12 protein-coding genes are annotated in these 13,783 nt (G+C 70.1%); 6 read left to right on the top strand and 6 right to left on the bottom strand.

Going from position 1 to position 13,783, the window contains the following annotated elements; all coding sequences use genetic code 11:
• Positions 1-79: 79 nt before the first annotated feature.
• A complete protein-coding gene (locus AC1VVG_RS33695; protein ID WP_124671266.1) occupies positions 80-841 on the bottom strand; it encodes a 2-keto-4-pentenoate hydratase in 762 nt (253 codons plus the stop codon).
• A gap of 296 nt (positions 842-1,137) precedes the next feature.
• Between AC1VVG_RS33695 and AC1VVG_RS33690 the strand changes: the two genes are divergently transcribed.
• From AC1VVG_RS33690 to AC1VVG_RS33680, 3 genes are read left to right on the top strand one after another with little or no spacing between them, the layout of a single operon-like run.
• The gene (locus AC1VVG_RS33690) at positions 1,138-1,617 is read left to right on the top strand and encodes a universal stress protein (protein WP_034189562.1); all 480 of its coding nucleotides are present in this window, start codon (positions 1,138-1,140) and stop codon (positions 1,615-1,617) included.
• 15 nt (positions 1,618-1,632) lie between these two features.
• Positions 1,633-1,824, top strand: a complete 192-nt coding sequence (locus AC1VVG_RS33685) for a DUF2964 family protein (RefSeq protein WP_034189563.1) — start codon at positions 1,633-1,635, stop codon at positions 1,822-1,824.
• Between the two features lie 58 nt (positions 1,825-1,882).
• Positions 1,883-3,619 (top strand): site-specific integrase, encoded by a 1,737-nt coding sequence (locus AC1VVG_RS33680; protein WP_124610151.1) that lies wholly within the window; start codon positions 1,883-1,885, stop codon positions 3,617-3,619.
• Positions 3,620-3,681: 62 nt separating this feature from the next.
• On the opposite strand, the gene AC1VVG_RS33675 is transcribed toward AC1VVG_RS33680, so the two are convergent.
• Complete coding sequence (locus AC1VVG_RS33675) at positions 3,682-5,712, bottom strand: SMI1/KNR4 family protein (RefSeq protein ID WP_482837556.1); 2,031 nt, start codon at positions 5,710-5,712, stop codon at positions 3,682-3,684.
• A 284-nt stretch (positions 5,713-5,996) separates the two neighbouring features.
• Here AC1VVG_RS33675 and AC1VVG_RS33670 point away from each other — a divergent pair, with 284 nt between their 5' ends.
• Both AC1VVG_RS33670 and AC1VVG_RS33665 read left to right on the top strand, forming a co-directional pair.
• A complete protein-coding gene (locus tag AC1VVG_RS33670; RefSeq protein ID WP_034189565.1) occupies positions 5,997-6,320 on the top strand; it encodes a TfoX/Sxy family protein in 324 nt (107 codons plus the stop codon).
• 71 nt (positions 6,321-6,391) lie between these two features.
• Positions 6,392-7,309 carry a hypothetical protein gene (locus tag AC1VVG_RS33665; protein WP_034189566.1) on the top strand — a complete coding sequence of 306 codons (918 nt, stop codon included), beginning with the start codon at positions 6,392-6,394 and terminating at the stop codon, positions 7,307-7,309.
• A gap of 30 nt (positions 7,310-7,339) precedes the next feature.
• Here AC1VVG_RS33665 and AC1VVG_RS33660 read toward each other — a convergent pair whose 3' ends face one another.
• Together AC1VVG_RS33660 and AC1VVG_RS33655 are read right to left on the bottom strand one after the other, a co-directional pair.
• The gene (locus AC1VVG_RS33660; RefSeq protein WP_059561305.1) at positions 7,340-8,491 is read right to left on the bottom strand and encodes a branched-chain amino acid ABC transporter substrate-binding protein; all 1,152 of its coding nucleotides are present in this window, start codon (positions 8,489-8,491) and stop codon (positions 7,340-7,342) included.
• A 41-nt stretch (positions 8,492-8,532) separates the two neighbouring features.
• Positions 8,533-9,762: an NAD(P)/FAD-dependent oxidoreductase gene (locus tag AC1VVG_RS33655; RefSeq protein WP_482837555.1), complete on the bottom strand. Its 1,230-nt coding sequence runs from the start codon at positions 9,760-9,762 to the stop codon at positions 8,533-8,535.
• 231 nt (positions 9,763-9,993) lie between these two features.
• Here AC1VVG_RS33655 and AC1VVG_RS33650 point away from each other — a divergent pair, with 231 nt between their 5' ends.
• Positions 9,994-11,406 (top strand): aminotransferase-like domain-containing protein, encoded by a 1,413-nt coding sequence (locus tag AC1VVG_RS33650; RefSeq protein ID WP_049032151.1) that lies wholly within the window; start codon positions 9,994-9,996, stop codon positions 11,404-11,406.
• 25 nt (positions 11,407-11,431) lie between these two features.
• Here the strand turns inward: AC1VVG_RS33650 and AC1VVG_RS33645 are convergent, their stop codons facing one another.
• Together AC1VVG_RS33645 and AC1VVG_RS33640 are read right to left on the bottom strand one after the other, a co-directional pair.
• Positions 11,432-13,606, bottom strand: coding sequence for a DUF4132 domain-containing protein (locus tag AC1VVG_RS33645; protein ID WP_482837554.1), 2,175 nt, complete (start codon positions 13,604-13,606; stop codon positions 11,432-11,434).
• Positions 13,599-13,757 carry a hypothetical protein gene (locus tag AC1VVG_RS33640; RefSeq protein ID WP_176730055.1) on the bottom strand — a complete coding sequence of 53 codons (159 nt, stop codon included), beginning with the start codon at positions 13,755-13,757 and terminating at the stop codon, positions 13,599-13,601. The genes AC1VVG_RS33645 and AC1VVG_RS33640 overlap by 8 nt, the downstream gene beginning before the upstream one ends.
• Positions 13,758-13,783: the final 26 nt, after the last annotated feature.

Below are 13,783 nucleotides of genomic sequence, written 5' to 3'. Positions count from 1 at the left end.
ACGCGCGACGTTGTGCAACGGTATCACGGCGGGCGGCAGGTGCACGGCGCCGTGCGCCTGCCGCCACGCGCCGGATCGATCACGCCGTCAACGTCACCGACAGGCTGCCGAGCTCGCCGAAGCGAACCGTCAGCGCATCGCCGAGCGGCACGTCGATCGCACCCGCATACGAACCGGTCGTCACGATCTGCCCGGCGCGCACCACCTCGCCGCGCGCCGCGAGGAAATTGACGAGCCACACCAGCGGCTTGAGCGGATCGCCGTCCGGATGGCGGCCGTCGATCGTGCGGTTCAGCGCGCCTTCGAACGACAGCGCCAGCGTCTCGAGCGGCACGTTCAGCCCGTCGGGCACGACCGGGCCGACGCACAGCCCCTGGTTGAATTGCCCGTCGGCCAGCAACTCGAACTTCGACGCGCGCGCGGGCTCCGCGTAGCGGCAGCCGAGCACCTCGAGCACGATGCGCACTTCGCGGATCGCCGCGCGCACGTCGCTTTCTTCATAGGGCCGCGCGCGCGGGGGCAGGTCGCGGTCGAGCACGAATGCGATTTCCGGTTCGATCCGCACGATCGGACCGCCGACGACGCGGTACGGCGCATCGGCTTCGCGGATCGTCGACGCGAAGATCGGCGCGAGGATCACGCGGTCGGGCGGCGGCAGCGCGCATTTCCATCCGCCGACGGGTTCGCCGAGCAGGTCGGCCACGCGCTGCTGGATCGCGAGCGCGGTGTCGACGTCCTCGGGGCGCAGCGCATCGGGCAGCAGCGGGCCGGGCGAGCCGGCATGGCGGGCGGCGACGAGATGCTGGGCGGCGCCGTCCACGCGTTCGGTAGTCGTTGTCATGTCGGTTGAGCGAGTTGAAAGTGGGGCCGGCAAAAAAGGGCCGGACGAAAGTCGCACATCCGATGATAGCGCCTTCGGCGCGATGGCCGCTCGAAAGCCCCTCGGCGGGCCGGTCATCCGCCCGGTTCGCCGCGCTGCCGACGACGCAAGGGGCCGGTCCTGCGTCGCGTCGGTTTGCCGCATGCACGGTTCCGGTCAGGGTTGACGATCGTCAATATCCGGCCCCCGCGTCGGCCGATGATGGTGACATGGCCGCGTGCGAGGGGGCGCGCGGCGTTCACCCCAGCGAGGTTCGTATGTACGAAAAGATCATGGTGGCCGTCGACGGCAGCGCTTCGTCGAAACGGGCACTGGCCGAGGCCGTGAAGGTGGCGCTGGCGGCCGGCGCGCACGTCAGCGCCGTGTACGTGGTCGACAAGTCGGTATTGTTCACGTATGCGGGACGTTTCGATCCGCACGCGCTCATCGAGGAAATCCGCGACGACGGGCGCAAGGTGCTGCGCGAAGCCGAACAGGTCATCGCGCTGGCCGGCGCGAAGGGCGAGGCCGAACTCGTCGAGACCGAAAGCATCGGCGAGGATATCGCGGAACGCCTGCAGCGCTACGTGAAGGAACGCGGCATCGATCTCGCGGTGGTCGGCACGCACGGGCGGCGCGGTATCCGCCGCGTGCTGCTCGGTAGCGTCGCCGAGCACTTCGTGCGCGGCGCGAAGTGTCCGGTGCTGCTGATTCGCGGCGACGATGCCGACGAGCCGGCGGCTGCCGCGGCAGCGTAACGCGGACGACACTCGATGATACGTCGCCAGTACCGCATCGTCGTCGCGGCGATCGCCGTGTTCGTGTCGCTCGCCGGGATGATGGCCGTCGTGACGGGGTTGCTGTTCGATACCCCGACGGCGCTGCGCGGCGGCGCGATCGCGTTGATCGTCGGCGTGGCCGGCTTCGTCGTGATGCTCAATCCCGGGCCGAAAGGCGAGGAGTGACGCCGGGACGCGCGGCCGCGTGTACCCGGCCGCGCACGCTTCTGTCAAACTGGCGCCCATGAAACCGCGCCTCATTTCACCGCCTTCCTCCGATGCCGCGCCTGCGCCCGCGGGCTTTCCCGACGCCGACGAACTGGCCGCGCTGCGCGCGTGGTACGCGGGCATGACCGTGCGCCAGGCCGTCGAACGCTACCTGCCCGATCGCCTCGGCGCAGGACGGTCGGCGCGCGGCGTGATCGGCGCCATTCGCCGCCGCCTCGTGCGCGTCGCGCGGCAGGCCGGCCGCCCCGATCTCGCGGAACGGCTCGGCCATCCCGACGGTGAGCGTGTGCGGGAGGCGAAGGCCGCGACCGAAGCAATCGGCCTGCTGCGTCACGCGCGCGCGCCGTTGCCGCAGATCAGCGACGACGTCGGCCTCTGGCTGCCCGCGCGCGCGGTCGTCGCGCTGCGGGCGCACGGCATCGCGACGCTGGCCGACCTGACGGTACGCATTCCGCGCCGGCGCCAGTGGTGGACCGCGATCGCGGGCCTCGGCGTGGCCGGCGCGCGGCGCATCGAGGCATTTTTCGCCGAGCATCCCGACCTGACGGAGCGGGCGCGCGCGCTGATCGCCGCGACGCCGCGCGGCAGCATCGTGCCGTGGGAGCAGTTGAAGCTGCCGCACGAGGTCGACGGCTCGGCCGGCACGTTCCGCGCGCCGCGCGCGACCAGCACGCTCGACGCGGACAACGATTACGCGGCCGTGCACGCGTGGCTGTCGCTGCACGAATCGGCCGCGACGCGGCGTGCATACCGCAAGGAAGCCGAGCGGCTGATCCTGTGGGCCATCGTCGAGCGCGGGCGCGCGCTGTCGTCGCTGACGACCGAGGATGCGGTCGCCTATCGCGCGTTCATCCGGCGCCCGACACCGCACGAACGCTGGGTCGGGCCCGTGCGGCCGCGCGGCGCGCCCGACTGGCGGCCGTTCTCGGGCGCGCTGTCCGCGCGGTCGGCGGCGTACACGCTGTCGGTGCTCGGGGCGTTGTTCCGCTGGCTGATCGAGCAGCGCTACCTGCTCGCGAATCCGTTCGCGGGCGTGAAGGTGCGCGATACGCGCGGCGCGAACGCACTCGACACGTCGCATGCGTTCACCGAAGGCGAGTGGCTGCTGGTCCGCACGATCGCCGACGGCCTCGAGTTCCGGACGCGCACGGCTGACGGCGCGCCGCAGTCGGGCTGGACGCCGGCCGCCGCGCAACGGCTGCGCTTCATTCTCGATTTCGGCTATGCGACCGGGCTGCGCGCGAGCGAGCTGGTCGGCGCGACGCTCGGCGGCATCGAGACGGATGCGCACGGCGACGCGTGGCTGAAGGTGATCGGCAAGGGGAGCAAGGCCGCCCGCGTCGCGCTGCCGCCGCTCGCGCGCACGGCGCTCGACCGCTATCTGGTCGCGCGCCGGCTGCCGGTCACACCGGTGCGCTGGCGGCCCGATACGCCGCTGATCGCGAGTCTCGCGGAAGACGAGGCGGCCGCGATCACGAGCGTGCGGCTGTGGAAGGTGATGCAGCGCTTCTTTGCGCAGACGGCGGATGCCGTCGAAGCCGATAACCCGGCGCTCGCGCAGAAGCTGCGGCAGGCGAGCCCGCACTGGATGCGGCATACGCATGCGACGCACGCGCTTGCGCGCGGGGCCGAGCTGACGACCGTGCGCGACAACCTGCGGCATGCGTCGATCTCGACGACGTCGATTTATCTGCACGGCGACGACGTGAAGCGCGCGCGGCAGATGTCGAGCGCGTTTGCGGCCGACAAGTAAGCGGATGGCGCGGCGGCGCTCGCGCCCGTTTGCACCCGTTTGCACCCGTTTGCGCGAGCCGGTCAGTCGGCGGCCGGGCCGTCGCGTTCCGCCGCCACGCGTGCGAGCCATTCCGCGTAACTCGATGCGACGCGCTCACGCAGCTCGTCGTCGTGCCACACGCGGATCACCTGGCCGCTCACGCCGCCTTGCGCGGGATCGAGGTCGATGCAGAGATGATTGCCGCTGCCGTCGTGCGTGAACGGAATCCACTTGAGGTTGTACCAGTCGTCGCGGACGCCGGCATCGGGTTCCGACGTCATGCCGGCGAAATCGCCGCCGGAAACGAGTGTCCGCCAGATCGTCCATTGCGCGACGATCGCCTGCGCGCCGAGCAGCGCATCGCTTTCGGTGAAGACGGCGTCCGGATCGGCTTGCCCGTCGTGCAGCCGGAGGCTGTCGATCACGTCATCGGGCAGCGTCGCGCCCAGTGCGGCAGGCAATTCGGCCAGCACATGATCGTCGGCCGGCCCGTTCAGGCCGCCCGGCAAGCTGGCGGGATGAGCGGCGATCGCGCGTTCGATGCGTTGCCACGCTTCGCGAACATCAGGCGTCGCGGGGCCGGCAACCGGTACGTCGGGAGAAGGTGAGGTCTGCCGCGGTTGCGCCGGAACGTTCGCGGTTTCGTCCGGCGTCACGCCGGCGTGCGAGGCGCGCGCGCCCGTGCCATCCAGCCGCAGAAACAGAACGGGCGTCCCGGCCGGCAGTACCTCGACGCCCGCCGGGATCGCGACGAGCGCATCGGCCTCGGCGACACCGCGAATCGGCCCGTCGCCCTGGAACGGCAGCAGGCGGACTCGCGATTCGCCGCGTTCGGTAGCGGACAGGCAGCCCCATCGCATCCCGTTGCATTCGGCATCGGGTTCGATGTCGTGCACGGTCGGCGCGGTTTCCCAGCAAGGGCCCGGCGCCGCAACATGTTCCAGCAGGTCGAGCACGTGCGGAACGATCGTGTGCATCAGCACGGCGACGCCGCTCGCATGGCCGGGCAGATTGACCAGCACGGCCTGGTCGTAACCGACGCATGTTTCCGTTCGGTAGACGACGCCGTCCGGCCGGGTGGATTGCACGGTCCACTTCGTCGGCGGCGAACGGTCGTCGCTTCGCCCGACATTGAACCGCTCGCCGGGTGTCTGCCTGATCCGGATCGTCTCGCGATCGTTCGCGTAGACCGTCTGCGCATTCAGGCCTCGCATCTCGAACGGCGCGCCCGCCGGCAATCCGGCGCCGACAATCAGGTCATAGCGCCCGGAAAGCGCGCCCAGCTGTTGCTTGAACGCGCTTTCGTCGCGTTCCGTATCGGGCGAGCACGGAAACGACGAGGGCAACGGCAGGGTTTCCGCGGCCGGCACCGCGTATCCCCATTGCCGCAGTACCGCGCGGAGATACGGACCCAGCGAGTCGAATCGCTGCCAGGGCTCGCGTGCATGGCCCGGCGGCACCACGTCGTACCCCGCGATCACGACGCCGATCCGCGGCCGCTTCGTGACGACGACGTCGCGCACGCCCGCGGCTATCAGCCCCGCCAGCCGTGCGGGCGTGATCCGCATCCCTTTCGCGAGCAGCACCTGTCCTTTCCGGAATTCGCTGCCGACGGCGATCACGTGCTGTCCGGCCGCGAGCGGCGCATGGAAGCGCAGGCGTGCGCCCGCGTTCCCGTCGATCCATCGATGCTCGGCCTTCGGCGCAACCGCGTCGGCGTGCGCCGGCATCGCGACGTAGGCCGGAATGCCGGCCGCTTGCCGTGCGTCGAGTGCGCGGGCGGCCTGGCTGGCCGTTCGCGACGCCAGCGGGGCCAGCCGGAGTTCGCAATCGAGCTCGACGGGTTCGCGGCGGGAGGCCGCTGCGGTATCGGCCGCGCGCAGCGCGTAGCCGTCGCAGGCGGCGAGCGGAACGGACGGAACGTCGTCGGGGGCGATGACGTCTTCAGCCGTGACGCGCCATGCGGCGTCGTCGACCGGAACCGTCTCGCGCCGCATCGCGCCGGGGACGAGAGACCGGCATCGTTCGTAGGCTTGCCCGAGCCATGCGGGAAGGTTGGCGGGTACGCTCATCGACATCCTCGTCGTGATTCGTGATGCTTCATTGTGCGGCCTGATCGCCGGCGCGTCGCGCCCGACATACGATCGAGGCCGGATTTTCGTGAAGCGCCATTGGACGATTCATCGCGCCGCGATGTAACTGTCAGGTGTGTCAGGAGACGGCCGGCCGGGAACGCCGGTCCATGACCGAACACGCTTTCCGTCGACGAATGGATGACGCGCCACGGCGTATCCGCCGAGGCAACGGAACGGTCGGTGTACGCTGCGGTCATAATTTTTTTTGCAAGGAGCAGCGCATGGCATCGAGCCAGGGCACGGTCGATTTCATCGTCGAGCAGAGCGCGGCGGCCGGTACGGTATCGGCGCGCAAGATGTTCGGGGAATACGGCATCTATTGCGACGGCAGGATGGTCGCGCTCGTCTGCGACGACCGGCTGTTCGTCAAGCCGACACCGGAAGGACGCGCGTATCTCGGCGCCTGCGAAGAGGCGCCGCCGTATCCGGCCGCGAAGCCGCACCTCGTCATCCCCGGCGATCGCTGGGACGACCGCGAGTGGCTGGCCGCGCTGATCCGGATCACCGCCGCGCAGTTGCCGATGCCGGTGAAGCGGAACCGATAGCGGCAGCGCGCGGCATGCAGGCGTATTCTGTGACACATGCGCGCGCCCATCGCGCGGCAGGGAGTACAAGAATGGAGACATCCGGACATTCGCGCGGCACGTGGCGTGCCCGCCGCGTCTGGCACGCGTGCGTCGCGGCGCTGTGCGTCGGCTGGAGCGCGCTGTCGTTCGGCGCCGATGGCGCGAACGGCGCGGCCGCGTTGCTCGATCGTTATCGCAGCCTCGGCGCGCAACTGAAGGACAACGCGTTTCACCGGCCGTTGTACCTCGAGTCGGCGGAGGCGTCGTCGTCGCTGAAGGGCGACATCTACGCGGTGGTCGACTATCCGTTCGCGGTCGTGAGCGGCCAGCTCGACGATCCCGCGCAGGGCCCCGCGAACTGGTGCGCGGTGCTGATCCTGCACCTGAACACGAAATACTGTCATGCGTCGAGCGGCGGCAACGGGCCGGTGCTCGACGTGAACCTCGGCCGCAAGATCCAGCAGAAGCTGTCGGACACCTATCGCGTGCAGTTCCGCTATCGCGTGGCGGCCGCGACGCCCGACTACTTCCAGGTCGATCTGGCCGCCGACAGCGGCCCGATGGGCACGAAGGATTACCGGATCGCGCTGGAGGCCGTGCCGGTCGGCGCGTCGCGCACGTTCCTTCACCTCACGTATTCGTATGGTTTCGGCACGGTCGGCCGGATGGCGATGAAGACCTACCTCGCGACGGTCGGCAGCGACAAGGTCGGATTCACGAACGTCGGTGCATCGGCCGCGCAGCCGCAATATGTCGGCGGCGTGCGCGGGCTGCTGGAGCGCAACACGATGCGCTATTACCTCGCGATCGACACGTATCTCGCGACGCTCGACAAGCCGCTCGACCAGCGCCTCGCGCGCTGGTTCGATGCCACCGAGCAGTATCCGCAGCAACTGCACGAAGTCGAGCGGAGCGCGTATCTGCAGATGAAAGCGCAGGAGGTGCAGCGGCAGCAGGCGGCACGGTGACGCCGCCCGCCGTCGGCTGCCCGGCGTCGATCAGTTCGACGCGCCGCCGACCGTGCGAATGCTGTGCCACTGCCCCTGTTCGACGCGGAACAGCGTGTATGGCGGCTTGATCAGGTCGCCGCGCTCGTCGAACGAGATCTTGCCGGTCACCCCGGTCACCGCCACACCCGGCAGGCTCGCGACGATCTTGCCGCGATCGAGCGAATCGGCCTTGCGGACCGCCGCGATCATCGCGAGCGCCGCATCGTAGGCGAACGGCGCATACAGCTCGACGTCCTGGTTGAAGCGCGCCTTGTAGCGCTGTGCGAACGCGACGGCCGACGGCAGCTTGTCGAGCGCGGGGCCGGGCTCCAGATCCTGCGTGCCTTCGCCCGCGTTGCCGGCGATCTTCAGGAATGCGTTGCTTTTCAATGCGCCGGCGCCGAACAGCTGCGCACGGATGCCGAGCGAGCGCATCTGCTTGACGAGCATCGCCCCCTGTTCGTCGAGCCCGCCGAAGAACAGCAGGTCGACGTTGTTGCTCTTCATCGTCGTCAGGATGCCGCGGAAATCGACGGCCTTGTCGTTCGTGTATTCGCGGCCGACGATGCTGCCGTGCGCGTCCTTCACGCCTTTCTCGAATGCGTCGGCGAGGCCCTGGCCGAACGCGGTGCGATCGTCGATGATGCCGATCCGCTTCGCCTTCAACTGCTCGACCGCGAAGCGGCCGGCCACCACGCCGCCCACGCCGTCGTGCCCCATCGTGCGGAACACGTTCTTGAAGCCCTGCATCGTCAGCTGCGGATTGGTCGAGCCGGGAGTGATCATCGCGACGTTCGCCTGCTTGTAGACGGCCGACGCGGGAATGCTGCAGCCGGAATTGTAGTGGCCGATCACGCCGACCACGCCGTCGTCGACGAGCTTCTGTGCGACCTGGATCGCGATGCGCGGATCGGCCTGGTCGTCCTGCACGTCGAGCACGAAGCGCACCGGCTTGCCGCCGACGGTCGGATGCTTCGCGTTCTCCTCGTCGAGGGCGAGCTGCGCCCCGTATTGCAGATCCTTGCCGACGCGCGCGACCGGCCCCGTCAGCGGGCCGGCGAAGCCGATCTTGACGGTTTCCGGGTCGGCTGCGAGCGCCGACCCCGCGACCGTGCCGATCGAGCAGACGGCCAGCCATACCAGCCAGTGACGACGATTCATGATGCTTCTCCTTGCGTGGGTGGAAGGGGGCGTGGCGCGCGTCAGAATCGCGCGGCCCGGTACGGCGCGAGGTCCAGCGGCGGGGCGCGCCGGGCGACGAGGTCGGCGACGAGCTGTCCGGTGATGCCGGCGAGCGTCACGCCGAGATGCTGATGGCCGAATGCATGGATCACGCGCGCACTGCCGCGTGCGTGGCCGATGACGGGCACGCCGTCGGGCAGCGTCGGCCGGAAGCCGAGCCAGTTGCGCGTCGGCGCGCCGAGCGACGGCACGGCTTCGCGCGCGGACCGCGTGAGCAGCGCGACGAGCGACGGGTTCATCGGCGCGTCGAAGCCGCCGAGCTCGACGGTGCCGGCCGCGCGCAGCCCTTCGTCGAGCGGCGTCATGTAGAAGCCGCGTTCGGCCCAGCCGACCGGCCGCGTGACGCGCTCCCCGGGCGCGCCGAACTGCACGTGATAACCGCGCTCGGTGTCGAGCGGCACCGCATCGCCGCATGCGGCCGCGAATTCGCGCGAGCGGGCGCCTGCGGCGACGACGACGTGATCGAACGCGCGGACCGTCCCGCCCGCCTGCACGTTCACGGCATCGCCGGCAGGCGTGATGCGCTCGACGCGCGCGCGATCGAGCGTCGCGCCGCCGGCGGAAAGGTGCGCGAACAACGCGCCGAGAAAGCCGTGCGGATCGGAGAAATGCCAGCTGCCGACGAACAGCACGCCGCGCGTGAAGATCGGCGCGAGCGCGGGTTCGAGCGCGCGGATCGGGCCCGCGTCGAGCGTCTCGAACGGCACGCCGAGCCGGCGTCGCAACGCGAGCGACGGTTGCGCGGCATCGAACGACGCCTGCCGCGCATACAGGTACAGGCATTCGCGCGGCCGCACGAACGCCGCGAGCCGCGGCGAGGCGAGCAGCGGCGCATAACCGTCGGCGGCGCGCGACAACAGGGCGGCCAGCGCGCTCGCGCTGCGTGCGTGGCGCGCGGGCGTCGATGCGAGCAGGAACCGCGCGAGCCACGGTGCGCCGTGCAGCAGGTACGGCCAGCGGATACGCAGCGGGCTGTCGGCGGCGAACAGGAAGTGCGGCAGCTCGCGGAACACGGACGGCCCGTTCACCGGCACGCAGCCGTAAGGCGCGAACGTCGCGGCATTGCCGAACGATGCACCCTCGCCGATGCCGGCCGGATCGAACAGCGTCACGCGATGCCCGTCGCGCTGCAGCCATGCCGCCGCGCCGATCCCGATGAAGCCCGCACCCACGATGGCGACGTTCGCCATGACGCTTCCCCTCCGGTCCACAAGGTTCACACAAAGTTGCGATCAAGAATCACACAGTAAATTTTTGTGTGCAATCAAAAAGAGATTGTGTGATGTTGGTGTTTACCCGATTTCAACCCGCTGATTCCGCAGACTTTTCCTTAAGCGTTTGACGGGGCGGGGATGTCATATACAATCGCTGAGCAAGTCAAAACGGCAGACAAACGCTTTTTGTGTGGTCATGGGCGACAAATGGCATCAGACAAACTTTCCGGCGAGCGTGACGGCGGCCTGCCGGCGCAGGCGAAGCGGCCGACTTATGTCGAGGTATCGAGCTCGATCGAGGAGGAAATCCGCAGCGGCACGTATCCGCCGGGCAGTCGCCTGCCGCCGCAGCGCCAGCTCGCGACGGAGCTCGGCATCAACGTGTCGACCGTGTCGCGTGCGTACAAGGAACTGCAGCTGCGCGGCCTCGTGATCGGCAGCAAGCGGCGCGGCTCGCTCGTCACCGGCGGCGCGATGCCGAGCATCGCGCCGGCCCGCGCGGCGCTCGCGGCCGGCAACGGCGTGATCGACCTGACCGTGAACCGCCCGGCGACCGGCGAGTTTCTCGCGAGCCTCGCGCAGACGTTCGGCACGCTGCCGAGCGACCCGCGGTTCGCCGCGCTGCAGGAATACCAGCCGCCGCAGGGCCCGGACTGGGCGCGGGCGGCCGGTGCGCAGTGGCTTGCCGCGCCCGGCTTCACGCCGTCGCGCGACCAGGTGGTTGTCACGAGCGGCGCGCAGCACGGGCTGTATGCGGTGCTGAACAGCCTGATCGGCACCGACGGCGTGATCGTCGCCGATCGCCTCACGTACTACGGCCTCAAGGCGCTCGCGCCGGTATTCCAGTTCGAGATCGTCAGCGCGCCGGCCGACGACGACGGCCTGCTGCCCGACGAGATCGAGCGGATCTGCCAGCGCATGCCGGTCAAGGCGATCTTCGTCGTGCCGAACCTGCAGAACCCGACCGTGACGACGATGAGCCTCGCACGCCGGATGGCGCTCGTCGACATCGCGCGCCGCCATCACGTGACGATCATCGAGGACGACGTGTACGGCCCGCTCGTGCGCGACCGGCTGCCGGCGATCGCGGGGCTGTGTCCCGAGCTGACGTTCCATCTCGGCGCGACGTCGAAGATCCTCGCGCCGGGGCTGCGCCTCGGCTACCTGAGCTGCCCGCGCGACAGCGTCGCGCTGTGCGCGGAAGCCGTGCGCACGACCGCATGGATGCCCGCGCCGACCTCGATGCTGATCGCCACGGTGTGGATCGAGGACGGCACCGCCGAGCGGATCATGGCCGCGCAACTCGCGGAGATCCGCGCACGTGTCGATCTCGCGCGCGAACTGCTGCCGGCCGGGCAGTTGAAGGCCGACCCGGCTTGCATGTTCGTGTGGCTGCGGCTGCCGCCGCCGTGGCGTGCCGACGATTTCGCCGCGAATGCGAAGGCGCGCGGCGTGATCGTGATGCCGTCGTCGACGTTCGCGGTCGACCGCGCGGAAATCGAGCACGGCGTGCGCATCAACCTCGCGTGTCCGGCCACGCGCGACGAACTCGTCAACGGGCTGCGGATCCTGGCGGGCACGCTGAAGGACCGGCCGCGCGCGCTGTTCGGGTCGATCTGACGGCGGGCACGCACGTTCGCAAGGCCTACTCGAGCAGATGCGCGACGACGTCGACGATCCGCTGCAGCAGCGCCTCGTCGTAGGGTAGCCACGGCACCGCGCGCAGCGGCGATGGCGGCGGCTCGAGCGGGGCGTCGACAGGCTCGCCGTCGCGCGTCACGCGGCCGGTCGCGCAATGCACCGACCACGCGCCGACGTGCACGTGGCGATCGTCGATCGTGATCTTCCCTTGCGCGACCGGTTCGGCGAACACGAGCGACAGCACGTGTTTGCGATGCCGCGCCATCACGCCGAGCGGCAGCGCCGACAACCGGTTCAGGCGCTGCCGGCGTTCGGTTTCGAGGTCGCGCTGGCGGGCCGGGGCCGCCGCGAGCGAAGCGGCGGCCGCGCGTGTCGCGGGGTCGTCGAGCGCGAACGCGGCCACGCTCACCAGCAGGTCGACCGCCCGCGCCACTTCGGAGAACACGACAGCGTCGATCTCGCCGATCGGCACCGGCACCCAGCGCCGGTCGTGCCGGCGCTCGAAGACCAGCCGGCGCGACGTGCCGTGGCCCTCCGTGCCGGGATAGAGCCGCGCATCGACGAGGAAGGTCGCGCGCACGTCCCCGAATTCACGGGCGAGCCCGTCGTCGTACGCGCGGATCGACCAGCCTTCGCGGCGCGCGACGCCGAGCAGCGGCCGGCTCGACAGCACGTGACCTTCGAACATCGCGGAATCGCTCGCCGACGCGTCGCCGTCGGCCGGCACGTAGTACTCGCGGAACGCCTGCCGCACTGGCTGCCGGAGCGTGCGGTCGACGATCGCGCGCTGCCACGCGAGCCGCTCGTGCGCGTCGGCCAGCAGCGGATGCCATAGCCGGATCGTGCAGTCGTCGGCGATCTCGCATGCGTGCCCCGCCGCGTCGCGCGGCACGACCTTGCCTTTCGCGATGTCGGGGATGAACGATTGCTTCGAGCCATCGCGGCCGCACGCTTGCCAGATCATCCGCGCGGAGAACGCGGCGCCGGCCGGCGTATCGACGAGACGCTCGTGCCATTCGGCATGACCCAGCGACATCGGCTGCCAGAAGCCGGCTTCAATGCAGGTGGCAAGCATCGCGAGCTGCTTCTTGTCCGGTTTCGCGTCGAGCGTCATGCGCAGCGCGGTACGCGGCCGCTCGCCGAGCGCACGTTCGGCGGGTTTCAGGTTGCGCGCGAGCTTTTTCTGCACGCCCGCGTGACGCACCGTGGCGAGCGCGTCGCGCAGCGCGCGCACGCTCTCCGGCGTCGGGATCGTCTCGACCGCATGGCCGAGCGCAATCGCGAGCGACTGCGACGGCACTGTTTTCGCGGTCGTCGGCGCGACGCATACGCCGGTCAGCAGCGGCCCGATCAGCGGGCGCAGCCATGCTTCGTCGCGATAGGCGGCCACGCGCGCGGCGCGCGCGACGACCTGCGCGTCGTCGGTCGTGAACGCGCGATCGGCCTCGTACGGCGCGGCGCCGGCGTGCAGCGCGGCGACCAGTCGCGCGGCCTCGGTCAGCGCGTCGCGCGCGAACGCGACGTACGCGGCGTCTTCCGCGAGCGTGACGGCCGGGTCGCCGAAGTCGAGCCACAGCCGTTTCGGCGCGAAATAGCCGTCGTTCGTCGCGGCCAGCGCGAGCAGCGCGGCCGGCCCGAGTTCCGGCAACACGTCGAGTTCGCGCACGCGAAACGGCGAATCCGCCAGCGCCTGCGCGTACGCATCGCGCCGCGCCGAGAAGTCGCGGCGGCCGGCGAACCAGTCGAGCGCATACGCGCCATACGCGGATTTCGCCCGCGGTTCGCCGTCTTCCGGTTCGCCCGCGATGCGCGCCAGTTCGGCCTGCAGCGCGGGCGACGGCAGCGCGTCGAGACAGGGCAGGTCTTCCAGCGCACGTTTCCATCCGCCGGGCGGAATGTCGCGGAACAGTTCGAGCGCGGCATCGGCGTCGACGAGCGGCACGAGGCCGAGCGCGTCGATCTGCCCGCGCAGCCAGCGCGTGAATTCGGCGCGTGGGTCGTCGTACGCGTGGTCGCGCAGCATGATGTCGTGCTCGGCGCGACGCAGCGCCGGCCAGACCGTACCGAGCGTGTGCGCATCGAGCGTCGACAGGTCGATCGGCGCGCCGGTGAAGCGCGGATGGTCGGCGCTGCCGGTCAGTCGCGCGACGAGCCGCGCGGCGAGGTCGCGATCAGTCATCGGCGGTTTCCGGGCCGGCGGCGCGCGATGCGCGGGCAGTCGTTACGTTCTGACACCATTTCATCATCTGTACTGGTCGGGCGTTGCGGATCAAGGCGCCGGGGGCGGCGGCCCGTTCGATCGCATGCGCGGCGGGGCTGACTCCGGTCATGAAAAACCGTGCGGCCGCACAGTATT

The sequence above is a fragment of the Burkholderia sp. L-4 genome (assembly GCF_056856535.1).
This window is presented reverse-complemented; position numbering and strand designations above follow the sequence as displayed.